Here is a 26,271-nt window from a genome sequence, read left to right as displayed (position 1 = left end):
GTAGGCGCCTTCGCGCTTTGGACGTACTCCTGCCAGCTCTCTGCATCGTTCCAATTCAACGGCTCGCCGCTCAGAATGCGGCCGAGGCGCGCCAGCACCACGCCGCGCAGCTCGGGATCGTCGATGTCGGTTTCGATCCCTTGTCTCAGTAGCGCCTTGGCCTCGAGCGAGGGCGCCGACAGCTTCATGTCGGCCAGCCCGAGCGCCGTGGGCCGTTGCTCGGCAAGAGCGGGCGGGAACTTGGCGAGCCAAATTTCGGCGCCCGACACCACCGTGCCCTCCAGCCGCGCCCCTTCGAGATCGGCATCCTGCAGAAAGGCGCCCGCGAGATCGGCGCCTTGCAGCTCGGCGAAGCGGAGATCGGCGCCCTCCATCTGCGCCCCCCGCAAATTCGCGCCCTCTAGCCGCGCGTAGCTCAGAATAGCGCCTTGAAGCGAGGCGTCGGTGAGATCGGCGCCCTGCAGCGAGGCGGAGGCCATCTGAGCGCCCTGAAGCTCGGCCTCCTTCAGCACCGCGCCTTGCGCCTGCGTGTCGTTGAGCTTGCCTCTGATCACCGTCCGCCACAGCTGCGCGGCGCGGAGATCGGCCCAGGTGAGATCGGCGCGGTGGAGGTCGGAGCGGTTGAGCAGCGCGAAGCGGAAATTGCGCTCGCGGAGCACCAGCTTGGCCGGCGCCTCGAGCCCGAGATCGGTGTCCTCGACGATGAGCACGCGATAGGAGAGAAGAAAGCGCCGCCACCATCCCTTGCTGCCGTCGTCGGGCAGGCGATCGTAGACGAGGCGCCGCACGAGCGGGTTGAGCAGCCTTGCCTCGCCGTCGGGCCCGATCGCGGCACTCTCCGGCGCCACGAAGCCGAGCGTCCGGTCGATCTCCTCGTCCGGCACGGTCGCGATCAGCCAGCTGAAGCCGAGCACCACTGGCAGCAGCAGGAGGATCATCACCACTTGCCGCCCCGAGACTTCCCACGCCTCGGCCGGCGGCCCGAACCTGATGTCCCATCGCCGCCTGGGCGGCGCGTGCTGCATGATCGGGGTGAGCAGGATCAGCATGGCGAAGCCGAGGATCACGGCGATGCGGTGCCAGTAGGTGATCCACACCTCGTGATAGGGCAGGAACTTGACCTGGAAGTAGAGCAGCGTGGCGATGGGGAGCGCGGCGAACGTCACGTACACGATGAGCTGCATCATCAGCTTGGTGATGCGATGGGGCCTCGGGCCGGCGAGGATCTGCGAGAACGCGTAAGCATGCACCCGCTCGCGCGCCGGGTGCTCGACGCCGCTCTCCATCTCGAGCGGAACGATGGCGTCGGTGAAGCGGCGGTATTTCCGCGCCACGATGACGTGCTGCACCAAGAGCGAGAGATAGACCAGAAGCAGCATCGCCGGCGCGTATTGGAAGAAGCCGACGAGCGGAATGTCGGCGTTGATGATCGGGAGCTTGACCGGCGCGTTGAGGAGGAGGTCCTTGTGGCTCACCGAGGCGAGCGTCACGATCACGTAGGCGATGAGGAAGAGGAAGGCGAGCCAGGCGGTGCGCGCGGGCTCGCTTCCCGCGTTGGCCTCGTCGAGGAACCCTTTCACGTCGTCGGGGAGGGGCGGCGGAGATGCCATGTTCGGGGGCGGCTCTTTGCGGCGGGATCGGAAGCGGCGTTTTGCGGGCGGATTGCAGCGGCTTTTGGGAGGGGGAGGGCGCGGCTCCGCTTGCGGGTTACACAACAGGCGATGCCTCGGGTCAACCCGCTGGAAGTGGGGCAGGATTCAGCGCCTCGCCGCGTTGACGCGCGAGGTCATGTCAAAGAACGACTCCCCCAAGCTTGCCCTCGGGCTTGAGCCGAAGGGGGGATGGCGCGCCGAAAAGCGCAAACCTATGGTTCCGCGATCCTTTTGGGACCACGGCGGGCGCCTCTCGGCGCGCCAAATCGCGGCGTCTTTGCGGCCGCGGGCCTCGCTTCATCCCCGATCACGTCGGGGACTCTCAGCCAGCTCCTGGCGGGGACTCCTAGTGGTCCCGGGAGGAGCTCCGGTGCCGCCCGAGTGCTTCGTTGCGACGAAGCCCGCGGGCGCCGCGCCTCGTCCCGCTCTCCATGACGCCTCATGAGCGCGCCCTTCAACGGACGAGGCGATGCGGAGTGTAAGCGTGCGGCGAGGGCCGGGGATTAGTTTCGCCATTCTTGGCCGCCTTTGCCGAAGTCGGCGTGAGGGCGCGACTCCCTCCCATCGAGGGGAGGGATGAAAAAGGCTCTCGCCGCAAACAGCCGTCATACCCGGCCTCGGGCCGGCCATCCACGATTTCGCCGTGCCACGGTGAAAGACGTGGAGGGCGGGACCCTCGGGTCGAGCCCGAGGCGGGCAAGCCCGGCCATGACGAGGCGAGCGCAAGGAGCAGCGGCGATGGCGAAGAGGGTGAAGAAGCGCGACTTCCCGGTGAGCAAGGTGAGGCGCTATCTCGAGCCCGGCCCGGTCGTGCTCGTCTCGTCGCGCTTTCGCGACGAGACCGACATCATGACCATGGGCTGGCACACGATGATGGAGTTCACGCCCTCGCTCGTCGGCTGCGTCATCTCCGAGGGCAATCACAGCTTCGAGCTGATCCGCAAGAGCGGCGAATGCGTCATCAACGTGCCGACCACCGCTCTCATCGACATCGTCGTGAAGATCGGCAGCACGAGCGGCGCCGAGATCGACAAGTTCCAGGCGTTCGGGCTCACGGCGGGGAAGGGGAGCAAGGTGAAGGCGCCGCTGATCGCCGAATGCCACGCCAATTTCGAATGCCGGGTGCACGACGACGCTCTGGTCGACCGCTACAACTTCTTCATCTTCGAGGTGGTGAAAGCGCATGTCGCGCCCAGGCCCAAGCATCCCGAGACGCTGCATTATCTCGGCGACGGCGAATTCGAGCTGTCAGGCAGGATCATCAGCCGCCGCCGCCTGTTCCGCCCCGAGATGCTGTGAGGGCACAGCGAGAAGTCCCGCCTTGTCCCCGTAGGCCCCACGCATGGCAATATAACCATTGCTGGGGCCGTGCCCAGGCGCCCAAATGTCGCCGGACCCGCCAGGCTAGAAATGTGTTAACTATTGTTAAAGCTCTGTCCTTCCTTATATGGTGCGTCCCATGACCGCTTCCTGCCAAATGGCCCGTTTGATTCACATTACCCTTCGGCAGGGTAACGAGGGATTGCTTTACGCCACCAGCCCCGAGCTTAAAGGCTTGCTAGTCGCAGGTGCTACTCGTTCTGAGGTCGAAAAAGAAATTCCCGACGCTATAGCTGAAATGTATGCGGCGTGTGGAGAAAAGGTGTTGGTAACTCGCTTGGACGCGGACGACACCGGCGACCTTAGCCCGTGGGTCGCAATCCCGACCGAAGTTGCGCGCAAGGCGCTCGAAAGCGAACCTACGCCCTAGCCTTTGCTCTTCACCATCTCGGCCCGCTCGCGAATCATTTCGAGCGTCTCGCGCATTTGCGCCGCTGTCATTCCGGTCGGCCTAGGGACGCGGACGTGGTTTCCTTCCGGGTCGACAAACACGGTGTCTACGTTCGTGGGGCGCAATTTAAGGGCATGCACGCGCGCGTAATAATCCTCGATCGTATTGCAGACCCAGGGAAGGGGCTCCTCGTTCATCCGCGGTTCTCCCGGTAGCAATCCTCATGGCGTGAGTTCTCCCCTCCCAGATCGTCTGCCGTGACGACTTCAACTCCATCGACAACGTACCGTCCGTAACCAACGCGACGAATGTGCCCCTTGCGATTGAGGTAACCAACCGCGTTATAAATTTCCTTCGCTGACGCGGTTACCCCCTCCTTGAGGACGCTTTGCTTTAGGTCGGAGACGGTCCAATTCCGTCGCTCCGGCAATAACCGCGCGATCATGTCGAGCACCTCACCCGCCCGGGTCGTAGGAATGGGACGAATCATCTCGGTCATCTCGCGCAGGAGTCGCTCCTGCTGCTCCAGCGAGAGCATGGAGACAAAGGCCTTGATGCCGCCCATCAGCGCGTCGAAACGCTGGTCGTCCGGCGTTACCGACGTCGGCTGCTGCTTGGATCGAGGTGGGAGAGGCGCGATCTTCGACATCGTTGAAGTATGCCATAGGACATACTTCCCGGTCGAATCGATTCGGAGAATCGCTTCGCAATTCTACGATAAGGGCTAGGGATAGCCAAGGACGATCCTTGCCGGCACAAGATATTGGCTGAAGAGTCCGGCTATCTCAGACTCTTGTCCACAGGGAGTTTCTTGGTCAGGGGCGAGGGCTCGGCTCTCTGGGACCTCAATAAGAGCGATCCCTTGGTCAGACAGCATAGACCACACGGTTGAGCCTTGCGACCAGACCTTCAATGAAATCGGCGCAATTGCTCGCGTAGATCGGCTGCATGTGCCTGACCCCACCGCCGACCTCGCGGTCACCCTCATGAGCAATCTGGTTGCGGCGTTTGACGTATTTGGCCAACGTGCGCTTGAGATCGTCTGCCGACGTCCTCGGGCCCGGCCATAGCCCCGACACGGAATCAAAAATTGCCGGGTGGCCAATCATCTCATAGGCCCCCAAAATTTTCTCTGGAGCTTGATAAGAAAGGAACGAAAGGCTCTCGTCCCGGAGTCGATTGGTCAGCGCATGGTGGACTTGCGGCGCTGAAATAATTGGAAACGCCTCACGAAACGAACTGCCGTTCTTGATCGGGACAACCATCGCCATGGCGTCACAAAGCGCGTTCGGGATTGGGTTGCGCTGTAAAGCTTGCGGTATCTGATCATGGAGTACCGCGTGGACATAAGCATCGAGAGATGAGAGTGCAGTGACGACAGCCGCTCTGGGGAGCCAAAGCAAATCCTCGTTCTCGGGGCTAAGTCGTCCTCGTTGGCCCAAGCCTCGGGATCGCCTTAGCTCGGCGTACATGGATATTAGGCTTCTGGCTGACGCGATGCTGTGGTGGAAATCTGTTAAAGCAGTCATTGCGGATCGCCTATTGCCGGCGCATGTGAGCGAGCACAGTGCTTTCCGTATCGGAAAGCGTTGCACTCTGTCATTCAGACCCGAACATACTACTCCGCAGCCTCCGCCGCGCGCTTGCCGCTCGCGGCCTTGCCGCTCGCGGGCCGGCGCTTGAGCACCTGCTTGAGGTATTGCCCCGTGTAGCTCTGCGGTGAGGCGGCGATCTCCTCGGGCGTGCCGACCGCCACGACCTCGCCGCCCGCGTCGCCCCCTTCGGGGCCGAGATCGACGATCCAGTCGGCCGTCTTGATCACTTCGAGATTGTGCTCGATCACCACCACCGTGTTGCCCTGGTCGACCAGCTCGTGCAGCACCTCGAGCAGCTTGGCCACGTCGTGGAAATGGAGCCCGGTGGTCGGCTCGTCGAGAATATAGAGCGTGCGCCCCGTGGCGCGCTTCGACAGCTCCTTGGCGAGCTTGATGCGCTGCGCCTCACCGCCCGAGAGCGTGGTCGCCTGCTGGCCGACATGAATATAGCCGAGGCCGACGCGGGCGAGCGTGAGCAGCTTGTCGCGCACCGCCGGCACCGCCTTGAACAATTCGGCCGCCTCCTCGACCGTCATGTCCAGCACGTCGGCGATCGACTTCCCCTTGAACTTGATCTCGAGCGTCTCGCGGTCGTAGCGCTTGCCCTTGCACACGTCGCAGGTGACGTAGATGTCGGGCAGGAAATGCATCTCGATCTTGATCACGCCGTCGCCCTGGCAGGCCTCGCAGCGCCCGCCCTTGACGTTGAAGGAGAAGCGCCCGGGCTTGTAGCCGCGCGCCTTGGCTTCGGGCAGCTCGGCGAACCATTCGCGGATGGGGGTGAAGGCGCCGGTGTAGGTCGCGGGGTTCGAGCGCGGGGTGCGGCCGATCGGCGACTGGTCGATGTCGATCACCTTGTCGAGCTGCTCCAAGCCTTCGATCGCCTTGTGCTCGCCGGGGATCTCGCGGCCGCCGGAGAGCTTGCGGGCGACGGCGCGGTAGAGCGTCTCGATGAGGAAGGTCGACTTGCCGCCGCCCGAGACGCCGGTCACGCAGGTGAACAGGCCGAGCGGAATATCGACGGTGATGTTCTTGAGGTTGTTGGCGCGCGCGCCTTTCACCGTCAGGCGGCGGCCGCGCGTGGGCTTGCGCCGCTCCTTGGGCAGCGGGATCTGCTTGAAGCCGGTGAGATATTGCCCGGTGAGCGAGGCCGGGTTCGCCATCACCTCGTCCGGCGTTCCTTCGGCTACCACCTCGCCGCCATGCACGCCCGCGCCGGGCCCCATGTCCACCACGTGGTCGGCGAGAAGGATCGCCTCCTCGTCATGCTCGACCACGAGCACCGAGTTGCCCATGTCGCGCAGCGACTTCAGCGTCTCGAGCAGGCGCGCATTGTCGCGCTGATGGAGTCCGATGGACGGCTCGTCGAGCACGTAGAGCACGCCGGTCAGGCCAGAGCCGATCTGCGAGGCGAGCCTGATGCGCTGGCTCTCCCCGCCCGACAGCGTGCCCGCGGCGCGCGCGAGCGTGAGGTAGTCGAGGCCGACATCGTTCAAGAAGGCGAGCCGCTCCCGAATTTCCTTGAGGATGCGCTGGGCGATCTCGTTCTGCTTCGCCGTGAGCTTCGCGGGCAGCCCGGCGAACCAGCGCGCCGCCTCTCTGATCGACATATCGGTGACCTGGCCGATATGCAGCCCGTCGATCTTGACCGCGAGCGCCTGCGGCTTGAGGCGATAGCCCTTGCACGCCTCGCAAAATTGGTCCGACTGGTAGCGCGACAGCTCCTCCGTCACCCAGGCGGACTCGGTCTCGCGCCAGCGCCGCTCGATATTGTTGATCACGCCCTCGAACGGCTTGGTGGTCGAGTAGCGGCGCACGCCGTCGTCATAGGTGAAGGTGATCTCGCGCTCGCCCGAGCCGTAGAGGATCACGTCGCGGAACTCCTTCGGCAGGTCCTTCCACGGCTTCGACATCGACTGGCGGTAGGAGCGGGCGACCGCTTCCAGCGTCTGCTGGTAGTAGGGCGAGGTGGCCGAGGTGCGCGCCCACGGCGCGATCGCCCCGCGCGCAAGGCTCAGACTTTCGTCGGGCACGATCAGCTCCGGCTCGAAGAAGAGCTCTGTGCCGAGCCCGTCGCATTCCGGGCAGGCGCCATAGGGGTTGTTGAAGGAGAAGAGCCGCGGCTCGATCTCCTCGATGGTGAACCCCGACACCGGGCAGGCGAACTTCGCCGAGAAGATGATGCGCTCCTGGTCGGCGCCCATGCCGGTCTTGATCCTGGCATCGAGCGCGACCTGCTCGGCATGCGCCTGGCCTGTGCGCCCGGCGAGCGGAGGCGACGTCGCGTCGGTGGGGGCAGCCTTGTCGGCGAACTCGGCGATGGCGATGCCGTCGGAGAGCGCAAGCGCCGTCTCGAACGAGTCGGCGAGCCGCGCGCTCGCGTCAGGGCGCACCACCACGCGGTCCACCACCACGTCGATATCGTGCTTCACCTGCTTGTCCAGCGCCGGCACCTCGGCGATCTCGTAGAACGTCCCGTCCACCTTGACCCGCTGGAAGCCCTTCTTCATCAGCTCGGCGAAATCCTTGCGGTACTCGCCCTTGCGCCCGCGCGCGATCGGCGCAAGCAGATAGAGCCGCGTGCCTTCGGGCAGAGCGAGCACGCGGTCGACCATCTGCGAGACCGTCTGGCTCTCGATGGGAAGCCCGGTGGCCGGCGAATAGGGGATGCCGACCCGCGCCCAGAGCAGCCGCATATAGTCGTAGATCTCGGTGACGGTGCCGACCGTCGAACGCGGGTTCTTCGAGGTGGTCTTCTGCTCGATCGAGATGGCCGGCGACAGCCCGTCGATATGATCGACGTCCGGCTTCTGCATCATGTCGAGAAACTGCCGCGCATAGGCCGAGAGCGACTCGACATAGCGCCGCTGTCCCTCGGCATAGATGGTGTCGAAGGCGAGCGAAGACTTGCCCGAGCCCGACAGCCCGGTGATCACCACGAGCTTCTCGCGCGGCAGCTCGAGCGTGATGTTCTTGAGATTGTGCTCGCGCGCGCCGCGCACGGTGATGAATTTTGAGGTCATTGCTCGCCAATGTCGGGGCTTGCGGCCCATTCGGCAAGCCCGGCAAAGGCTTAGTCCCCAACCCCTTGGCCTTCAAGGGGAGGGGTCCGGAGCCTAGATCAAGGCGAGCTTCTTGAGGCGGGAGCGGATGGCGCCGGGCTTGCGGCCGAAGGCGTGGGCGATCTCCTCGATCGTCTCGCCCGCCCCAAACCGGCGCTTGAGATCGAAATCGTCGTCCTTGGTCCACGGGGCGTAGGCCTTGGCATAGGTCGCGCGGATGACGTCGAGGGCCGCCCCGCGCGGCGCCCCCGCCAGGCGCGGGCGGGCGGCAAGCGTGGTGGCGGCTGCCGCCTCGGCGCGGCTTGCAGCGAGAAAGGCGCGCTGGCGCTCGAGGAGACCTTCTTGGCCCCCAAGCAGGCTCTTCCGCGCCGCCTCGGAGGCCGCGCGGAACTCGGCGTCCTTTGCGACGGCGAGCGGGTGGACGCGAAGCGCCCGCTCGTTGAGCCCGAGAAGGTGCAGGCCGGAAAGGCTGCGGAGCCGCGACAGCGCGACATAGCCCTGGCCGTATTCGAAGGCGCGGCTAAGATCGATCACGGCGGCGTCGAGCGACATGCCCTGGCTCTTGTGCACAGTCATCGCCCAGGCGAGCCGGAGCGGAATTTGCGTGATGCTGGCGCGCTCACGTGAGGCCTCCTCGATCTTCCAGGTGGCCGGCTCGGCGAGGATGCGCGCACCGCGCCGCGTGCGTACGACGGGAAAGCCGTCCTCGGGATCGAAACCCTCGACGATGCCGAGCGTGCCGTTGACGTAGCGTCCGGCCGCGTCGTTCTTGGTGAACATCACCACGGCGCCCTCCTTGAGCGCGAGCGTTTCGGGCGAGAGGCAGCCGCGCTTCAGCGCCTGCACGAACGGCTCGGGCCCTTTGGCCGTCATGGCGAAATGAGCGGTCTTGCCCGAAAGCTTGGCGAGCGCGCGATCGTTGATCTCATCGACCGCGGCGTTGTGGGTGAAGAGGAGGGTGCAACGCTCCGGTAAGCGGTCGCGCTCGATTCTCCGTTCGGCGAGCCGCTCGCGATGCACGGGCGCGCAGGCATTGGTCCTGATGGCCGACAGCACGTCGAGGAAGGGCGCGTCGCTCTGCCGGTGCTGCTCGGAGAGATAGCAGATCGTGGGCGCAAGATTGCGCCAGGCGGGCGAAGCATGGGCGAAGCCCGATCCGTAGGCGTCTTCGCCGAGGTCGAGCATGCCGGCGTGGGCATCGCGGCGGACCACCGGCGGCAATTGGAAGAAGTCGCCGACCAGCACGATCTGCATGCCGCCGAACGGCGCCTCCGATCCCCTGACATGCCGGCAGACCTCGTCGACCAGCGTCAGGCTTCGCGCCGGCAACATCGAGATCTCATCGATGATAAGCACGCTCGTCTTCTCGATGCGCGCGGCGATGCGCCGGTTGGCGGCGATCGTGTCGAGGTCGCGGCGCGAAAGCGTGTCGCGCACGCCGATCCCGCTCCAGGCATGGATGGTGACGCCGTGGCCGTGGGTCGCGGCGATCCCGGTCGAAGCGGTGTAGGCGTGAGTAATGCCGTGGCGCCTGAGCGCGTCGGTATAGCGGTTGACGGTATGGGTCTTGCCGCTTCCCGGCTCGCCGGTGAGGAAGACCGAGGCCCCGGTCTTGAGGAGGGCAAGCGCCTCGTCTTGGGTCATGCGCCAAGCCTTAGTCCCGCCCGTCACACGCCACAAGTCCGGCCCTTGAACCTCCGAGCCCGAAAGCGCCTGCGCTATTTCAGCACCGCGACCTCGAAATGCATGCCGTCGGGGGTGGAGAAATGGCCTCCCCACCAGAAGCCCCATTTATGCGCGATCGGCACCAGCTCGCGCGTGCATCCCTTTTCGCCGACGAGGGCCGGACGGTGCCCGCGCTCGTTCCATTCCGCGTTGATGTCGAAAGCCGAGCCGAAGGAGTGGTTCGAGAGCGTCGCGCTCGAGCCGCGTACGAAGCGCGGCTCGAAACCCCCGGCGAAGGAGAGGATTCTATCGAGGAGCTTCGCCTCTTCCCACTCGCGCCACATCCCTTCGAGCTGAGCGGCGGCCAGCCGGTGGAACCTGATCGAAGACGGCGCGCGTGAGCCGATCGCGGTCTTCTTGAGTTGCGGAATGGGAACATCGACGATGTTGTCGTGCTCCCAGCTTCCGAGGATGCGGATGTGCTCCGGGTTCCTCGGCCTGGGATCGGAAACGTAGGCGTAAGCGCCGAAGATCGCCTGACGCTGGGCGTTCGACACGAGCGGCGGGAACGGGGGCCGAGGCGGAAAATTCGAGCCCGTCATGTCGGTGGCGGGCTCTTCCATCAGCTCGAAGCCGTGCTCGATCGCCTTGCGCAGCGTCTGTCGTCCGGCGACGCCGTCAACGTCGATTTTGGTCTTGGCCTGAAAGGCGCGTGTCGCTTCTTCCGTCTTGTCGGTGAAGATTCCGTCGGGCTCGCCCGGGTCGAGCTTCTCGCCGATCAAGAAGATCTCCCAGGCCTTCACCATGGCCCCGCGCGATCCAAGGCGAAGCGCGGGCAACGGCAGGGCGAGGTTAGCCGTCGCCATCTGGCCTTCGCTGACCGGCACGTAGATCGGCTCACCGGAGCTTCCTGCCGGCGGGCTCGCGGGAGCGGCCACGCCCGCGATCATGGGCTGCGGTGCTCGCTGCGGGAAGGCAGGCAGGAATGTGCGCGCGAATTTCAGGGCATTGTTCCAGCGATTGACCAGGCCCTTCCAGAACTTGCTGCGCTCGTCGCGCCCAGCGACGTCGCGCTCGTAGCGCTCGCGGGCGGCGCGCAGATCCTTGAGCAGCTGGTCGGGATCCTGCTCGGCGACGGCCAGCACGGCGCGGGTGCGCGGTCCGACGACGCCGTCGGGTTCGACGCCAAGAGCCATCTGCAGGATCTTGGCGCCGCCGGCGTGACCGCGGTTGAACACCGAATCGCGCAGATAGAACTCGATCGCCGGCAGCCGCGACCACGTCACGACGACATCGGTGTCCGAAGCGATGAACTCAGTGGCCAAGGCTTCGGCCTTGTCGTATTCCCCGGCCTCGATCAGCTCGACCAGCCGATCGCAAACGTCCTTGTTGAATCGCTCGTTGATGCCGGCCACCTCGTAGCGGCCGCCTCCGTCTCCGGGCGGCAGCTTGTACACCTGGAGATGTCCTTTTCTGTCGCGGCGGGCTTCGAAATTGACAATCTGCCTAGCCATCTTCATGCGCTGCTCGGGTGTGCTCATGCTAGGACCTCCCTCGCCAAACCGCCCGGAACTCGCCTAATGCTAACGGGTCCCATTCTATACAACCTAGACGTGCCTAGATAGCCGTGCCGTTAGGAACGATTGTGAGGCCGCCGAGGCAGGCGGTGGCAAAAGGGGGAATAGTCGAATGAACGAAACGGTTGGTGGGCGCGGGGACCGGAGGCTGGATGCAGCTCCCGCCATGCAGCTCTCCCGCAGGCATATCGTCCTGATTGTCGCCGGCATCCTCGCCCTGCAGGCGATCGTTCTCTACCTGATGGGCCACCCGCTCATCTGCAAATGCGGCACCGTCAAGCTTTGGCATTTCGACGTGGAGAGCGCCGAGAACTCGCAGCACCTGTTCGACTGGTATTCGCCTTCCCACCTCATCCACGGCTTCCTGTTCTATTGGCTGCTTACGCTCGCCTCGCGCTACGTGCCGATGTCGTTCGGCTTGAGGCTGGCGCTAGCGGTCGCCGTCGAGGCGTCATGGGAGGTGATCGAGAACACCGATTTCGTCATCAATCACTATCGCGAGGCGACCATCTCGCTCGACTATTACGGCGACAGCGTCGTCAATTCGGTGAGCGACACGCTGATCATGATGGCGGGTTTTTATCTCGCCAGCCGGCTGCCGGTCTGGCTCACCGTGTCGCTCGCGCTCGGTCTCGAGTTGTTCGTCGGCGTCGCAATCCGCGACAACCTGACGCTCAACATTCTGATGTTCGTCTGGCCGATCGACTCCGTCCTGCATTGGCAGCAGGGGCGGTAATGGCGGCTACCTCGATCAGAGCGGGACGCGAATGCCAAACGCCATGAACAGGACGAGCCAGGCGTAGACGGCGACGGTCGGATAGAAGGTGATCCCGAAGCCGAAGGCGCGCAGATATGGATTGAAGTGATAGCCGAGCCAGAACAAGAGCCGGCCGAGCAGGAACAGGGCGGTGAGAATGATGAGCGTGCGCGCTTCCTCCGGCGGGCAGTAGAGCGCGAGCCCCGCATTGCCGATGAAGTAGAGGATGAACTGCTCGAAGGTGTTGAGGATGAAGCGCGTGTTGATGTCGAGCGCCGAGTTCGGCTTGGCCATGCGCCCGACCCACATATTCGGATCGAGCCGCTGGGCGGCGACGATGCAGATGCCGATCAAGCCGGGGAGGATGGCGAACACCGCGTCCTTGATCACGAGCGCGATCCGGTCGCCGAGCGTCCACACGTCCGGCGACCAGTGCCAGAAGAACTTCGCGCCGGCGAAGAAGACGGCGGAGAACACCCAGTTCCCGAGCAGGACATAGATGAAGGGCAGTTGGCGGGTCGTGAAGCCAAGAACCGTGGCGCGTGGATGGCGCCGCTTCACTGCTCGTTTCGGTGCTTGCCGGTGCTCGACGGACCTCTGCATACTCGTCCCTTGCTTCAGGCGGGCGAACTCTACGCCCAATACGCGCCGCCGCATCCCCTCGTTCAGCGATGCGTCTTAAGCCATAGGGGCGCCAGCGGGCAACCTCAAGATGCCGCCTTGTCTGCGTCGCTGGACGGACTAGAACAAAACGTGTACAAATGCATTTTGTCACGCGTGGGAGCGCCTCTTGCGTGGGGCCTGTGGACAGGCCGCGCGCGTTGTTGGAAGAGGCAAGCGCCAAAGCCTAGACTTGGGGTCAAGGCATGCGGTGCTGTGGCATGCCCGCGCGGGGAGGTGTCGAGAATGGCCGGATCGGTCAACAAGGTAATTTTGGTTGGTAATCTCGGGGCAGACCCCGAAGTGCGGCAGACGCAGGACGGTCGGCCGATCGTCAACCTGCGCGTGGCGACGAGCGAGAGCTGGCGCGACAAGGCGACCGGCGAGCGGCGCGAGAAGACCGAGTGGCACCGCGTGGTGATCTTCAACGAGGGCCTCGCCCGCATCGCCGAGCAATATCTCAAGAAGGGCTCCAAGGTTTATCTCGAGGGCTCGCTCCAGACCCGCAAATGGCAGGACCAGTCGGGGCAGGATCGCTATTCGACCGAAGTGGTGCTGCAGGGCTTCAACTCGGCTCTCACCATGCTCGACGCGCGCGGCGGCGGAGGGGGCGAGGACCGTCCGAGCGGCGGCGGCGAGTTCGGCCGCACGGGAGCGTTCAGCGGCAGCGGCGGCAGCAGGAACAGCGGGTCCTCCTTCGACAAGGAGCTCGACGACGAGATCCCGTTCTAGCGCGTGATCCGGAGAAACGTCATCGCCGGACCTGTCCTCGGACTTGACCCGAGGATTGACCCGGCGATCCAGGACCCTCGGTCTGACCGTGTTGCTCCTGGATACCCGGCTCAAGGCCGGGCATGACGCAAGGCGGGGGCGCCTCCTTTGATGAAGTGTCTCGTCACCGGGGCCTACGGCTTCATCGGCGGCGCCGTCGTCGAAGCGCTGAGGCGCGAGGGCCTGACCGTCATCGGCGCGGGCCGCGATGTTGAATTTGCGCGCCGCATCAATCCGGCCATCGAATGGATCGCCTGCGACTTCAACAAGGACGTGACGCCCCAAGATTGGGCGCCGCGCCTCGCCGGTGTCGACGTGGTGGTGAATTGCGTCGGCATCTTGCAGAGAAATCTGCGCGACCGGCCAGAGCGCATTCATAAGCAGGCGACCATCGCCCTGTTCGAGGCGGCGGCCGCATCAGGGGTGCGGCGCATCGTGCACATCTCGGCGGTGAGCGCGGAGGCCGAGGTGCCGACCGCTTACGCCCGCTCCAAGGCGGAGGCCGACGCCGCGCTCGAACGGATCGATGCGGACTGGCTGATCGTGAAGCCTTCGCTGGTCATCGGGCGCGGCGCGTTCGGCGGCACCGCGTTGATGCGCGGGCTCGCCGGCCTCCCCTTCGCGTTGCTTCTCCCGGGCGAGGGGCGGGAGCGGTTTCAGCCGATCGCGCTCGACGATCTCGCGCGCGGAATCGCCCGCCTCGCCGCGCAACACGAGCCGGCGCGCCGAACGCTCGATGCGGCTGGACCCGAGACGGTGAGCTTGCGCGAAATTCTCGTCGCTTACCGCAACTGGCTCGGCTTCGGGCGCGCGCACGAGATTGCCCTGCCGCTGCTCTTCCTTCGCCTTCTGCTCCGCCTCGGCGATGTGGCGGGCTATGTCGGCTATGTCACCTCGGCGCGGACCACCTCGCTCGAGCAGCTCCGCTACGACACCCTCGTCGACGGTGCCGAATTCGCAGCCGCGGCCGGCGGGGACGTTAAGGGCTTCAGCGCGACGCTCGCGGCGTGGCCCGCGACCCTGCAGGACCGCCTGCACGCGCGAAGTTTCTTCGCCGTGCCGCTTCTCCACGTCGCCGTCTCCTTCTTCTGGATCCTGACCGGCGTCCTGACCCTCACCCCGTCGAGCTTCGCGAGCGCGACGGCGCTCCTTGCGCATGCCGGCTTCGGCGAGCTTATGGCCAAGGCGGTGGTGGCGGCGGGTTCGGTCGCCGACATCATCGCCGGCGCGCTCTTCCTTTTGCCGGATTGGGTGCGAAGGGCAGGGGTGGCGCAGCTCATCCTCAGCGCGATCTATGCCGTTGGCTTGAGCGTGGTCGCGCCCGAGTTGTGGGCCGATCACTTCGGCCCCTTGCTCAAGGTCCTGCCGATGATGGCCGCGACCCTTGTGGTGATGGCTTATCAGGAGAAGCGCTGATGGGAGCGCCCACGCTTTATTCTGCGCTCAAATTTCTCCACGTCATCGGCGCCGCGATCCTGTTCGGCACCGGGCTCGGCATCGCCTTCTTCCTGTTCCGCGCCGAGCGCAAGGAGGGGCCGGCGGCCATCGCGGCGACGCTCCGCACCGTTGTCGTGGCCGATTATCTGTTCACCGCGACTGCCGCGGTCGCCCAGCCGCTCACCGGGTTCGCGCTCGTTCGTCTCGGTGGCTACGACTTCGGCCAGACCTGGCTATGGGGGAGCCTCGCGCTTTATGTCGTGATCGGCGCCTGCTGGCTCCCCGTGGTCTACGTGCAGATCAGGATGCGCAACCTTGCCGAAGCCGCCGCGGCCGACGGCGAGGCCGAGCTTCCCGCATCCTACCGCCGCCTGTCGTGCATCTGGTTCTGGCTCGGCTGGCCCGCCTTCACCTCGATCCTCGTCATTTTCTGGCTGATGATCGCCAAGCCCGTGTGACGCCGGACAAACAAAGAGCCCGGCCTCGCGTTCGCAAGGGGAAGCCGGGCTCCTGTGGCGCGAAGGGCGAAACGCGCTATTGAGAGCTGTCCTGGCGATCGCTCTTCTCGCCCACAATCATCTGCTGCTCGTCGAGCGTCTCGTAGTCAGGGGCCTGCGCGACCATCTCTTTAGTGACGTTAGCCTTCACGATGAGATCATCGTTCTCGTCGCGCGAAACCGTGATGTCTTGATACCGGATGGCGAGGTCCTTCTCGCCGATGCCGAGAAAGCCGCCTGCGCCGATCAGAAGCGCAACGATCTTGCCGTCCTTATCGGTGATGAGATCGGTTACCTCGCCGATCGACTCGTTGTCGGCGTCGAGCACGGGCTGGCCGATCAGGTTGGCCGCCAGCAATTCGCTTTGATCTTGCTTGGTGAGGAAGGGCGACGTCACCGGCGCCGCCTCGGCCGAATGCTCTGACTGGATCGGCTTCGGCACGCCGGAGGATTGCGGCGGGGTTGCCGACGGCGCGGGCGCCATCACCTCCGGTGGAACTTGCGGCGCGTTCGGATCGGTCGGATCGGCCGGATTCGACGGCATTGCCGCCGAAGGCGCCGCATCGTGCCCGATGGCCTGGGCCGGTTCGGTTGCCGTTTGCGTCTCGGCGAGCGCCGGCGCGAACTGAAGCAGGAGTCCAATGGCCGTCGTCGTCAGGAAACGAGTCATGGTGTCACTCCTTCGATCGGTTCTAGCGGGGATGGCGCGTGTCTCTCCAGAGGGAGGCTGGGCCTCTACCGGTCCCCGAACACCGCCTTTCCGACAACGCCTCCTCGCTTCGATCGTTCCCCCCAATATCTGTTCTCGCGCGGCTCTCGAACGGCTTGCGAATCGGCCTTCGTGCGGGCCGCGACAAGGATCATTCTGCGTCGGCAAAATGGCGAGCCTGTGATTGTATAAGTCTTTGATAATACTGATAAAAGCAAGACGCCGCAGGGCCGCTTACGCGGTTGCGGACCGCGCGCGATATCAGCTATAGAAAAGAGCCCTACAGCAATCTTCCTCGTTTCATTGGCGTGAGGTTCGCCCTCGCCGGCGAGCGGATGTTGCGGTTTCAATGAAGCACAAAAAGCAGGCCCTTTCCTCTCTTGGCTGACAACGAGAAGACCGACGTCGCGGGCGGATCGCCCTCCGACATTAGACCGATCTCGCTCATCGACGAGATGAAGCGGTCTTATCTCGATTACGCCATGAGCGTGATCGTGTCGCGCGCTTTGCCCGACGTGCGCGACGGCCTGAAACCGGTGCACCGGCGCATCCTCTACGCCATGCAGCGGCTCGGGCTCGACTTCAACAAGAAGCACATGAAGTCGTCGAAGGTGACCGGCGACACCATGGGCGACTTCCACCCCCACGGCGACCTTGCCATCTACGACGCGCTCGTCCGGCTTGCCCAGGACTTCTCCATGCGCGTGCCGCTGGTCGACGGCCAGGGCAATTTCGGCTCGGTCGACGGCGATCCTCCGGCGGCCTCGCGCTACACCGAGGTGCGGCTTGCCAAGATCGCGCAATATCTGCTCGACGATCTCGACAAGGAGACCGTCGACTTCAGGCCGAACTACGACGACCGCCTGGAAGAGCCTTCGGTCCTCCCCGCCAAGTTCCCCAACCTGCTCGTCAACGGCGCGGGCGGCATCGCCGTCGGCATGGCCACCAACATCCCGCCGCACAATCTCGGCGAGGTGGTCGACGCCTGCATCGCCTATCTCGACAATCCTGCCATCACCATCGACGAGCTGATCGAGCTCGTGCCGGGTCCCGATTTCCCGACCGGCGGCCTGATCCTCGGCAAAGGAGGCATCAGGTCCGCCTATCACAAGGGCCGCGGCTCGATCCTGATGCGCGGCCGCGTGCACAACGAGACCCTGCGCAAGGAGCGCGAGGCGCTCGTCATCACCGAGATCCCGTACCAGGTGAACAAGGCGGCGATGGTGGAGAAGATCGCCGAATATGTGCGCGACAAGAAGATCGAGGGTATCGCCGACATCCGCGACGAGTCCGACCGCCAGGGCATGCGCGTGGTGATCGAGCTCAAGCGCGACGCCATGGCCGACGTGGTGCTGAACCAGCTTTACCGCTTCTCGGCGCTGCAATCGTCCTTCGGCTGCAACATGGTGGCGCTGGTCGGCGGCAAGCCCGAGCAGCTCAGCCTCAAGGACATGATCCGCGCCTTCACCGAGTTCCGCGAGGAGGTGGTCGGGCGGCGCACCAAGTTCCTGCTCAAAAAGGCGCGCGAGCGGGCGCACATCCTGGTGGGGCTTGCCATCGCGGTCGCCAATATCGACGAGGTCATCAAGCTGATCCGGAGCGCGCCCGACCCTTCGACGGCACGCGAGCAATTGATGGCGCGCGATTGGCCCGCGAAGGACGTGGTCGCCCTGGTCGAGCTGATCGCCGATCCGCGCCACAAGGTTTCCGCCAAAGGCACTTACCGCCTGTCGGACGAGCAGGCGCGCGCCATTCTCGATCTCCGCCTCCAGCGGCTGACCGCGCTTGGCCGCGACGAGATCGGTGGGGAGCTGAAGACGCTCGGCGCCGAGATCGGAGACTATCTCGATATTCTGCGCTCGCGCGCCCGCATCGTCGGCATCGTCAAGGACGAGCTCACCGCCATCAAGGCCGAGTTCGGCACTCCGCGCCGCACCGAGATCCTCGAGATGCAGGGCGAGGTGGAGGACGAGGACCTGATCCAGCGCGAGGACATGGTCGTCACCGTCAGCCATAAGGGCTACATCAAGCGCGTGCCGCTATCCACCTATCGGGCCCAGCGGCGCGGCGGCAAGGGCCGCGCCGGCATGGCGACGCGCGAGGAGGATTTCGTTACCCGCATCTTCATCGCCAACACGCATACGCCGGTCCTGTTCTTCTCCTCGCGCGGCATGGCTTACAAGATGACGGTGTGGCGGCTTCCTCTCGCCGCGCCGCAGGCGCGCGGCAAGGCACTCGTCAATCTGCTGCCGCTCGAGAAGGATGAAACCATCACCACCATCCTGCCTCTTCCCGAGGACGAGTCGTCGTGGGAAAAACTCGACGTGATGTTCGCCACCAATGGCGGCACGGTCCGCCGCAACAAGCTCTCCGACTTCATCGAGGTGCGCCAGAACGGCAAGATCGCCATGAAGCTCGAAGGCGCCGACCGCATCGTCGGCGTGCAGGTGTGCAACGAGCAGCAGGACGTTTTGCTGACCACGGCCGAGGGCCAGGCCATCCGCTTCCCCGTCACGGATGTGCGCGTGTTCAAAGGACGCGAGTCGGCCGGCGTGCGCGGCATCAAGCTCGAAGGCGACGACGAGTTGATCTCCATGGCGATCCTCAATCACGTCGAGGCGACGGCGGCCGAGCGCGCTGCCTATGTGCGCCAGGCGAATGCCGTGCGGCGAGGGGGCGTCGAGCCGGAGCAGGACATGGAGAGCGAGGAGGGCGGCGAGGAGGCCGTGGTGCTGAGCCCGGAGCGTTATGCCGAACTCGGCGCGCACGAGGAGTTCGTGCTGACCGTGTCGCAGAAGGGCTACGGCAAGCGCACGTCCGCCTACGAGTACCGCATCTCGGGAAGAGGCGGCAAAGGCATCATCGCCATGGCGGCAAATCAGCGGAACGGCAAGCTGGTGGCCTCCTTCCCCGTCGAGGACAGCGATCAAATCATGCTTGTGACCGACGGCGGCCAGCTCATCCGTGTCCCCGTCGAGGGCATCTCCATTATGGGGCGCTCGACGCAAGGGGTAATCGTGTTTTCGACCGCCGAGGGCGAGCGGGTGGTCTCGGTCGAGCATATCCCCGACGAGAATGGCGGCGACAACGGCGCTGAGAATGGCGGCCAAGAGCCGCCCGGCGCTTAGCGCGCCAAACGCTTCTCTTCAGACGAGATTGTCCTCGGCAAGCGCGATGAGCGCGGCCGATGCCGGCGACATCGCCGCGAGCGCATTGAAATCCCGCAACACGGCGCGGCTTCGTTCGGTGTGGTTCAGGACGCCGGAAGACCGCAGCCGCGACATGGTTCGCGACAGCGTATCGGCGTTGAGGCCGAGATAGTCGGCGACCTCGCTGCGGCTTAGAGGCGTGTCGAACCCGACCCCGCCGCCGGGCAAGGGCGTACCGGTGCGCAGCGCGAGCTCGAGCAGGAAGGTGGCCACCTTCTGCTGGCAGTCGAACCGGCCGAGCATGGCGGCATGAATGGCGCGCCGCGCCATCTGCCGGTCGACAGCTTCGTGGTAGAAGCTCGCAACGGCATGGTCCCTGGCCATGGCTTCGGCGAACGCCGCCCAGCGCAACCGCAACAGCTCGCTCGCGGTTGCGGCGACAAGCGAGCCTTCGACCTGAGGCGGCACAAATCCCGAGCGGAGCACGTCGCCGGGAAAGAGAAGGGCGGCCAGCTGACGCGAGGTTCCCGGCATGGTGACGTTGAGCGTGAGCGTTCCGGCGCGGACGATGAAGAGTGCGTCGGCGCCTTCAACCGTGAGCGCGACGTGTTGGCCGCGCCGCATACGTACGGCGACGGCCTGAGACCCGAGCGACGCTTGCACAGCCGCCAAGCGCTCGCTTTCGGGCTCAGCCGCCGGCACTGCGGCCCGAACCCGGCTCGCGCGCTTAGGATTAGCTCCCGCTGTCATAGCCGATGGTCCACCCTCGCAGGAGACGAAGCGCGTTGCATCGATCCTAAGCAGTCGAGCGAGAGATCGAAGAGCGCCTTGATTTCGATCAAGACAAGATAAATGGAGCAAGTCGGTGGACGATTGAAACACGGTACCCCGCGGCACTTGACTTGGATCAAGAAAACCGTGTCGCCGCCGCAACAGTCCTGTCTCTAAGCGCACGACTCTGACCCGCATCAGGGGCGGCGGGCGATCGGCTCTTCTCGCGGCAAATTCACCGTTCCAAGAATGACCGGTGGCTGACGATCGTTGCGCCAAGGGCGCAAGGCATCAGCCCAAACGGGGGACGTCGAAAATGAAAAGAAATGCAACAGTGGCGTTGCTGGCCTTGAGTGCGGCCACGGGTGTGATGGCGCTCGCTCAGCCCGCCGCCGCCGGCAGCGACGACGGCAAGTTCGGCATCAAACTGCTGGGCACGGTGGTCAATCCCGATACCGACGCCACGGTGCGGGCCGGCGGGGCCGTGATCCCGGGCGCGAGCGCCGACGTCAGCACCGAAGCGATTCCGGCGCTGACCCTCGACTACTATTTCACCAGGAACATTTCGGCCGAATTGTTCTGCTGCTTCGCCAAGCATAGTATCGACGGGAAGGGGACCATCGCCAATCTCGGCGAGATCGCCGACACCTGGATCTTCCCGCCGGCGCTCACGTTGCAATATCACTTCACCGGCATGGGCCGCTGGCAGCCTTACGTCGGCGCGGGCGTGCAATACATCAATTTCTTCGACACCGGGACGGGGCAAAACCGGCTCGGCGCGACCGAAGTGTCGATCGACGATGCCTGGGGCTTCACGCTTCAGGGCGGCATCGATGTCGGTCTCGGCAACGGCTGGTCGCTCAATTTCGACGTCAAGAAGACCTGGCTCGATACCACCGTCACTTGGCACAACAACGCCGCGCTCGGCGGGGTCAACGTGGTCGGCGACGCCGATCTCGATCCGTGGATCTTCTCGGCCGGCGTCGGCTATCGCTTCAATCTCGACGGCCTGTTCGGCCATCGCGCGCAAGCCGCCCCTATAAAATAGTCCGACAACGTTAAGGGGAGCGCGGAAAGGCCCGGCTCCTACCGGGCCTTTCTATTTCGGCACGGCGCGGCTAGAAACTGGCTCGCGCGGCGGCGTTCGGCCGGCGCGGAGTGGAGCTGAACCCATGCGCGTCGGGCTTTATCCTGGTAGCTTCGATCCGGTCACCTACGGCCACGTGGACATCGTGCGCCGCGCGGCCCATCTCGTCGACAAGCTCGTCATCGCCATCGGCACCCATCACGACAAGCACCCGCTGTTCTCCGCCAAGGAGCGGGTGACGCTCGCCCGCCAAGTGCTCGAGCCGGTGGCCAAGAAGATCGGGCTTAAGCTCGAGGTTGAGACCTACGACATGCTCACCGTCGTCGCCGCGCGCGATGCGAAGGCCACTATCGTCATCAGGGGACTGCGCGACTCCGGCGATTTCGACTACGAGATGCAGATGGCCGGCATGAACCAGGCCCTTGCCCCGGAGATCGAGACGGTGTTTCTGGCCTCTTCGCCCGACTCACGGCATATCGCCGCGAGCCTCGTTCGCCAGATTGCCGCAATGGGCGGCGACGTTTCGGCCTTCGTGCCGGAGATCGTAGCCGCGGCGCTGAAGAAGAAATTCGCGGGCTGAAGCCCGCTCGATCCTTCCCAAGGAGGTGTCATGCGAATTCCCGGTTTAGTGCTGTTCTGCGCGAGCCTTGCGCTTGGTCTCGCGGCGTTGCTGGCGCCGGCCACGGCCGGCAATCTTTCCGACCCGGCGAGCCTGAACGAGAAGGCGCCCGCGACCTACAAGGTCAAGTTCGACACGAGCAAGGGCACGTTCGTGGTCGAGGTGCATCGCGACTGGGCCCCGAACGGCGCCGACCGCTTCTACAATCTGGTGAAGAACAGCTACTACAACGATGCGCGCTTCTTCCGCGTGATCTCGGATTTCATGGTGCAGTTCGGCATCAACGGCGACCCCAAGCTCAACCGCGTCTGGCGCGATGCCAACATCAAGGACGATCCGGTCAAGGCCAGCAACAAGCGCGGCATGATCACCTTCGCCACCGCCGGGCCCGACACGCGCACCACGCAGGTATTCATCAATTTCGGCAATAATGCCGGGCTCGACGACCAGGGGTTCGCGCCGTTCGGCCAAGTGATCTCGGGCATGGAGGTGGTCGACTCCCTCTATGCCGGCTACGGCGAAGGGGCGCCGCGCGGCGACGGCCCCGATCAGGGGCTTATCCAGAGCCAGGGCAACGCTTATCTCAACAAGGACTTCCCCAAGCTCGACTACATCAAGACCGCGACCGTCGAGCCTTAGCCCGTCTTCTCACGAGGAATTTTCCCCATGGCAAAACCCGAAGACACGCTCATCATCGAGACCACCAAGGGTACCGTTAAGGTCGAGATGCGTCCCGACCTCGCCCCGCAGCACGTCGCCCGCATCAAGGAGCTGGCGCGCCAGGGCTTCTACGACGGCGTGCCGTTCCACCGCGTGATCGAAGGCTTCATGGCGCAGACCGGCGATCCGACCGGCACCGGCACCGGCGGATCGGGCAAGAAGCTCAAGGCGGAATTCAACGCCGAGCCGCATACGCGCGGCGCCGTCTCCATGGCGCGCGCGCAGTCCCCTGATTCCGCCGACAGCCAATTCTTCATCTGTTTCGACGACGCGACCTTCCTCGACCGCAAATATACGGTGTGGGGGCGGGTGATCGACGGCATGGAGAATGTCGACAAGATCAACCGCGGCGAGCCGCCGAGGAGTCCCGACAAAATCGTCTCGGTGCGGGTCGCCTCAGACGCTCGGACCTAGCCGTGAACCTCAGTTGTTTCGTCATCGCCGGGCTTGACCCGGCGATCCAGGCTGCGCACTCAGGGCATGTGCCCCCTGGGTGCCCGGCTCGAGGCCGGGCATGACGCGGCGATATGCGTGTCGATGACTTCGACTACCATCTGCCCGAGGAGCTGATTGCGCTTCGCCCGGCGAGCCCGCGCGACGCGGCGCGGCTGCTCGTGGTCGATCCTTCCTCTCCGGCGCCGCTCAGCGACCGGGCCATGCTCGACCTGCCCGATCTGCTCGCGGCCGGCGATGCGCTCGTGTTCAACGACACCAAGGTGATCCCGGCCGAGCTCAGGGGTGTGCGCCGGCGTCTTGGCGCGGAGGCCCATGTCTCTGCCACCCTGATTGAACGGATTGACGATCATCGCTGGCTGGCGCTCGCGCGCCCTGCGAAACGGCTCAAGACGGGCGACCGGATCGAATTCGGCGAGGGCGGCAATGCCTGCCTGCTCGGAAGCCTCGCCGCCGCCGTCGAGGCGCGGGGCGTGGAGGGCGAGGTGACGCTCGCCTTCGACCTTTCCGGGCCCGCGCTCGACGAAGCGATCCACGCGCTCGGCGCCATGCCGCTTCCGCCTTACATCGCTTCGCGCCGCGCGCCCGACGACCGCGACCGCAGCGACTATCAGACGCTGTTCGCGCGCGAGGAGGGGGCCGTCGCGGCGCCGACGGCCGGCCTCCATTTCACCGAGCGCTTGATGCAGGCGCTTGACGGGCGCGGCATCTCGCGCCACTTCGTCACGCTTCACGTCGGCGCCGGCACGTTCCTGCCCGTGCGCTCGCTCGATACGGAACACCACGTCATGCATCAGGAGCACGGCTTTATCGCCGCCAAGACGGCAAAGGCGCTGAATGCGGTGAAGGCGAAGGGCGGCAGGGTCGTCGCCGTCGGCACGACCTCGCTCAGATTGCTCGAAAGCGCGACCGCCACGGATGGAACACTCGCGCCCTTCACCGGAGAGACGAGCCTCTTCATCACGCCGGGCTACAAATTCCGCTTCGTCGATCGCCTGCTCACCAATTTCCATCTGCCGCGCTCGACACTGTTCATGCTCGTTGCGGCGTTCTCCGGCCTCGATGTGATGAAGCGCGCCTATGCGCACGCCGTCACCGCGCGCTACCGCTTCTATTCCTACGGCGACGCCTGTTTGTTGAGCCCGGCGCCTCAGCCATGAGCGAGCGCTTCTGCTTCAGCGTGAAGGCGCGCGACGGCGCTGCACGCCTTGGCGAGATCGCGACGCCGCGCGGCATCGTGCGTACGCCCGCCTTCATGACGGTCGGCACCGGCGCCACGGTGAAGGCGATGTTCCCCGAGGACGTGAAGGCTTCCGGCGCCGATATCATCCTCGCCAATACCTACCATCTGATGCTGCGGCCCGGCGCCGAGCGCATCGCCCGGCTCGGCGGCTTGCACCAATTCATGCATTGGTCCGGTCCGATCCTGACCGACTCGGGCGGCTACCAGGTCATGTCGCTCGCCAAGCTCAGGAAGATTGACGAGGAGGGCGTGACCTTCCAGTCCCATGTCGACGGCGCGACCGTGGCGCTGTCGCCCGAGCGTGCCGTCGAAGTTCAGTGCCTGCTCGGCTCGGACATCCAGATGGTGCTCGACGAATGCACGGCCTATCCCGCGACGCGCGAGGAGGCGAAGGCCTCGCTCGACCTGTCGCTCCGTTGGGCGCGGCGCTGCAAGGTGGCATTCGCCGCCATGAGCAAGCCCGGCCAAGCTCTGTTCGGCATTGTGCAGGGGAGCGTTTATCCCGATCTCCGCGTCCGATGCGCTTACGATCTTATCGACATCGGCTTCGACGGCTATGCGGTCGGGGGGCTCGCCGTCGGCGAAGGGCAGGGGGCGATGCTCGAGATGGTCGAGACCACGACCGCGGTCCTACCCGAGGACAAGCCCCGCTACCTGATGGGGGTCGGCACGCCGGAGGATCTGCTTGCGTCCATCGCGCGCGGCATCGACATGTTTGATTGCGTGCTGCCGACCCGCTCAGGCCGCCACTGTCAGGCCTTCACCTGGCAGGGAAAGCTCAATCTCCGCAACGCCCGCTACGCCGAGGACCAGACACCGCTCGATCCGGAAAGCAAGTGTCCGGCCGCGCAATACGAGCGCGCCTATCTGCATCATCTCGTCCGCTCGGGCGAGGCGCTCGGGGCCATGCTGCTCACCTACAACAATGTCCAGTTCTATCAGGAGCTGATGGCCCGCGCCCGCGAGGCGATCGCGCAAGGCCGCTTCGCCACGTTCGCGGACGATGTGAAGCGCCGCTACGCCGCCACAGGCGACGACGACTGACTCAGCTCTCCCCACCGGGGAGAGGGGGTGTCACTGCGAGGCGATGTCCGAGGCGGGCCCGGAGCGTGCCTCGCCCATCTGCTTCCGCTCGCGCGCGAAAAGATAGAGACCCGACATGATGACCACGGCGGCGCCAGAGAGCGTCCATAGCGTCGGCACGTCGCCGAACACGAGAAAGCCGATCGCCGACATCCAAATGAGCCCGAGATAGATGAAGGGCGCAAGCACCGAGGCGGGCGCGATGCGATGGCCGAGGATCAAAAGCCAATGCCCGAGCCCGCCCCAGAAGCCGAGCGAGGCCAGCAGCAGCGAGGTCTTCGCGTCGTGCGGCCATTGCCATGCCGAGAGGGCAAAGGGCGCGAGCGCGACGAACCCCGCGAGCGGCGTGAAGGTCTGCGTGACTTCAGGCGGATCGAACGCCGCGAGGTAGCGCGTGGCGAGGTTGTAGAGCGCATAGCCGAACGTCGCCACCAGCACGAGCAGCATCGCCCAATGCACGGTGCCGAAGCCCGGATGCATCACGAGCAGCACCCCGAAAAAACCCGCGACGATGGCAAGCATGCGATGCCAGCCGACCCATTCGCCGAGCAGGGGGCCCGCGAGTGCAGCCACCAGAAGCGGGGTCAGGAAGAAGATAGTGACGGTCTGATCGAGCTGGAGATAGCGCAGCGCAATGAAGTTGAATCCCGTGGTCACCACCATCAGGGCCGAGCGCACAATCTGCACCAGAGGTTTCTTCGAACGGAGCGTGGGCCTAAAAGCGAAGGGCCAGAGTACGAGGGCGCTGAACACGACGTGGCCGGCGAAGCGGAACCACGTCACCTCGGCGACCGGAACGCCTTTGATCCCGACAAGATATTTGGCTGTCGAATCGAGTGCGGCGAAGCAGGCGGTGGCGAGAATCATCAGTCCGATGGCTTCCAGCCTCCGGTGCGGATGGGCGTCGCGGTGAATAAGGTGGCGGGACGACGTCATGGGAAGCGACTTGTGCCCTACTCTTTGCCAAAAGGCCAACGGCCGATAAGGTCGGCG

General features: G+C 65.0%; 24 protein-coding genes. 13 read left to right on the top strand and 11 right to left on the bottom strand.

Going from position 1 to position 26,271, the window contains the following annotated elements:
• Positions 1 to 1,610: pentapeptide repeat-containing protein (locus tag VFB18_RS03510; protein WP_324971070.1), on the bottom strand; the 1,610-nt coding region annotated here is incomplete at its 3' end.
• Positions 1,611 to 2,390: 780 nt separating this feature from the next.
• Here VFB18_RS03510 and VFB18_RS03505 point away from each other — a divergent pair.
• Both VFB18_RS03505 and VFB18_RS03500 read left to right on the top strand, forming a co-directional pair.
• Positions 2,391 to 2,951, top strand: a complete 561-nt coding sequence (locus VFB18_RS03505) for a flavin reductase family protein (protein ID WP_324971068.1) — start codon at positions 2,391 to 2,393, stop codon at positions 2,949 to 2,951.
• Positions 2,952 to 3,111: 160 nt separating this feature from the next.
• Positions 3,112 to 3,402, top strand: a complete 291-nt coding sequence (locus VFB18_RS03500) for a hypothetical protein (RefSeq protein WP_324971066.1) — start codon at positions 3,112 to 3,114, stop codon at positions 3,400 to 3,402.
• Here the strand turns inward: VFB18_RS03500 and VFB18_RS03495 are convergent.
• From VFB18_RS03495 to VFB18_RS03470, 6 genes are all read right to left on the bottom strand, one after another.
• Positions 3,399 to 3,620: a hypothetical protein gene (locus VFB18_RS03495; protein WP_324971064.1), complete on the bottom strand. Its 222-nt coding sequence runs from the start codon at positions 3,618 to 3,620 to the stop codon at positions 3,399 to 3,401. The genes VFB18_RS03500 and VFB18_RS03495 overlap by 4 nt on opposite strands.
• Entirely contained in the window at positions 3,617 to 4,072 is a 456-nt protein-coding gene (locus VFB18_RS03490) for a hypothetical protein (protein ID WP_324971062.1), read from the bottom strand. The genes VFB18_RS03495 and VFB18_RS03490 overlap by 4 nt, the downstream gene beginning before the upstream one ends.
• A 217-nt stretch (positions 4,073 to 4,289) precedes the next feature.
• Positions 4,290 to 4,694 (bottom strand): hypothetical protein, encoded by a 405-nt coding sequence (locus VFB18_RS03485; protein ID WP_324971060.1) that lies wholly within the window; start codon positions 4,692 to 4,694, stop codon positions 4,290 to 4,292.
• Positions 4,695 to 5,041: 347 nt separating this feature from the next.
• Positions 5,042 to 8,071: an excinuclease ABC subunit UvrA gene (uvrA, locus tag VFB18_RS03480; protein WP_414675639.1), complete on the bottom strand. Its 3,030-nt coding sequence runs from the start codon at positions 8,069 to 8,071 to the stop codon at positions 5,042 to 5,044.
• Positions 8,072 to 8,134: 63 nt separating this feature from the next.
• On the bottom strand, positions 8,135 to 9,724 hold the full coding sequence (locus VFB18_RS03475) for an ATP-dependent DNA helicase (RefSeq protein ID WP_324971056.1): 1,590 nt from the start codon (positions 9,722 to 9,724) through the stop codon (positions 8,135 to 8,137).
• Between the two features lie 74 nt (positions 9,725 to 9,798).
• A complete protein-coding gene (locus VFB18_RS03470) occupies positions 9,799 to 11,286 on the bottom strand; it encodes a peptidoglycan-binding protein (RefSeq protein WP_324971054.1) in 1,488 nt (495 codons plus the stop codon).
• Between the two features lie 202 nt (positions 11,287 to 11,488).
• Here VFB18_RS03470 and VFB18_RS03465 point away from each other — a divergent pair, with 202 nt between their 5' ends.
• Complete coding sequence (locus tag VFB18_RS03465; protein ID WP_324971074.1) at positions 11,489 to 12,058, top strand: DUF2585 domain-containing protein; 570 nt, start codon at positions 11,489 to 11,491, stop codon at positions 12,056 to 12,058.
• A 15-nt stretch (positions 12,059 to 12,073) separates the two neighbouring features.
• On the opposite strand, the gene VFB18_RS03460 is transcribed toward VFB18_RS03465, so the two are convergent.
• Positions 12,074 to 12,682 carry an MAPEG family protein gene (locus VFB18_RS03460; protein ID WP_324971052.1) on the bottom strand — a complete coding sequence of 203 codons (609 nt, stop codon included), beginning with the start codon at positions 12,680 to 12,682 and terminating at the stop codon, positions 12,074 to 12,076.
• A 303-nt stretch (positions 12,683 to 12,985) separates the two neighbouring features.
• Between VFB18_RS03460 and VFB18_RS03455 the strand changes: the two genes are divergently transcribed.
• The 3 genes from VFB18_RS03455 (at position 12,986) to VFB18_RS03445 (ending at position 15,405) form a co-directional block, all read left to right on the top strand.
• Positions 12,986 to 13,471, top strand: coding sequence for a single-stranded DNA-binding protein (locus VFB18_RS03455; RefSeq protein ID WP_324971050.1), 486 nt, complete (start codon positions 12,986 to 12,988; stop codon positions 13,469 to 13,471).
• Between the two features lie 150 nt (positions 13,472 to 13,621).
• Positions 13,622 to 14,926 carry an SDR family oxidoreductase gene (locus VFB18_RS03450; protein WP_324971048.1) on the top strand — a complete coding sequence of 435 codons (1,305 nt, stop codon included), beginning with the start codon at positions 13,622 to 13,624 and terminating at the stop codon, positions 14,924 to 14,926.
• Positions 14,926 to 15,405, top strand: coding sequence for a DUF2269 domain-containing protein (locus VFB18_RS03445; protein WP_324971046.1), 480 nt, complete (start codon positions 14,926 to 14,928; stop codon positions 15,403 to 15,405). The genes VFB18_RS03450 and VFB18_RS03445 overlap by 1 nt, the downstream gene beginning before the upstream one ends.
• A gap of 76 nt (positions 15,406 to 15,481) precedes the next feature.
• Here VFB18_RS03445 and VFB18_RS03440 read toward each other — a convergent pair whose 3' ends face one another.
• Entirely contained in the window at positions 15,482 to 16,114 is a 633-nt protein-coding gene (locus tag VFB18_RS03440; RefSeq protein WP_324971044.1) for a PRC-barrel domain-containing protein, read from the bottom strand.
• 494 nt (positions 16,115 to 16,608) lie between these two features.
• Here VFB18_RS03440 and gyrA point away from each other — a divergent pair, with 494 nt between their 5' ends.
• Positions 16,609 to 19,281 (top strand): DNA gyrase subunit A, encoded by a 2,673-nt coding sequence (gene gyrA / locus VFB18_RS03435; protein ID WP_414675640.1) that lies wholly within the window; start codon positions 16,609 to 16,611, stop codon positions 19,279 to 19,281.
• Between the two features lie 18 nt (positions 19,282 to 19,299).
• On the opposite strand, the gene VFB18_RS03430 is transcribed toward gyrA, so the two are convergent.
• Complete coding sequence (locus tag VFB18_RS03430; protein ID WP_324971072.1) at positions 19,300 to 19,965, bottom strand: Crp/Fnr family transcriptional regulator; 666 nt, start codon at positions 19,963 to 19,965, stop codon at positions 19,300 to 19,302.
• Positions 19,966 to 20,407: 442 nt separating this feature from the next.
• Between VFB18_RS03430 and VFB18_RS03425 the strand changes: the two genes are divergently transcribed.
• The 6 genes from VFB18_RS03425 (at position 20,408) to tgt (ending at position 25,239) form a co-directional block, all read left to right on the top strand.
• Entirely contained in the window at positions 20,408 to 21,121 is a 714-nt protein-coding gene (locus tag VFB18_RS03425) for an OmpW/AlkL family protein (RefSeq protein ID WP_324971040.1), read from the top strand.
• A gap of 124 nt (positions 21,122 to 21,245) precedes the next feature.
• Entirely contained in the window at positions 21,246 to 21,740 is a 495-nt protein-coding gene (gene coaD, locus VFB18_RS03420; protein ID WP_324971038.1) for a pantetheine-phosphate adenylyltransferase, read from the top strand.
• Positions 21,741 to 21,770: 30 nt separating this feature from the next.
• Positions 21,771 to 22,418, top strand: a complete 648-nt coding sequence (locus tag VFB18_RS03415) for a peptidylprolyl isomerase (RefSeq protein WP_324971036.1) — start codon at positions 21,771 to 21,773, stop codon at positions 22,416 to 22,418.
• A gap of 27 nt (positions 22,419 to 22,445) precedes the next feature.
• Positions 22,446 to 22,913, top strand: coding sequence for a peptidylprolyl isomerase (locus VFB18_RS03410; protein ID WP_324971034.1), 468 nt, complete (start codon positions 22,446 to 22,448; stop codon positions 22,911 to 22,913).
• 113 nt (positions 22,914 to 23,026) lie between these two features.
• Positions 23,027 to 24,112, top strand: a complete 1,086-nt coding sequence (gene queA / locus VFB18_RS03405; protein WP_324971032.1) for a tRNA preQ1(34) S-adenosylmethionine ribosyltransferase-isomerase QueA — start codon at positions 23,027 to 23,029, stop codon at positions 24,110 to 24,112.
• Positions 24,109 to 25,239: a tRNA guanosine(34) transglycosylase Tgt gene (gene tgt, locus VFB18_RS03400; RefSeq protein ID WP_324971030.1), complete on the top strand. Its 1,131-nt coding sequence runs from the start codon at positions 24,109 to 24,111 to the stop codon at positions 25,237 to 25,239. The genes queA and tgt overlap by 4 nt, the downstream gene beginning before the upstream one ends.
• Before the next feature lie 30 nt (positions 25,240 to 25,269).
• Here tgt and VFB18_RS03395 read toward each other — a convergent pair whose 3' ends face one another.
• Entirely contained in the window at positions 25,270 to 26,214 is a 945-nt protein-coding gene (locus VFB18_RS03395) for a DMT family transporter (protein ID WP_324971028.1), read from the bottom strand.
• Positions 26,215 to 26,271: the final 57 nt, after the last annotated feature.

This window comes from Methyloceanibacter sp. (assembly GCF_035650995.1).
Taxonomy (GTDB): Bacteria; Pseudomonadota; Alphaproteobacteria; order Rhizobiales; family Methyloligellaceae; genus Methyloceanibacter.
This window is presented reverse-complemented; position numbering and strand designations above follow the sequence as displayed.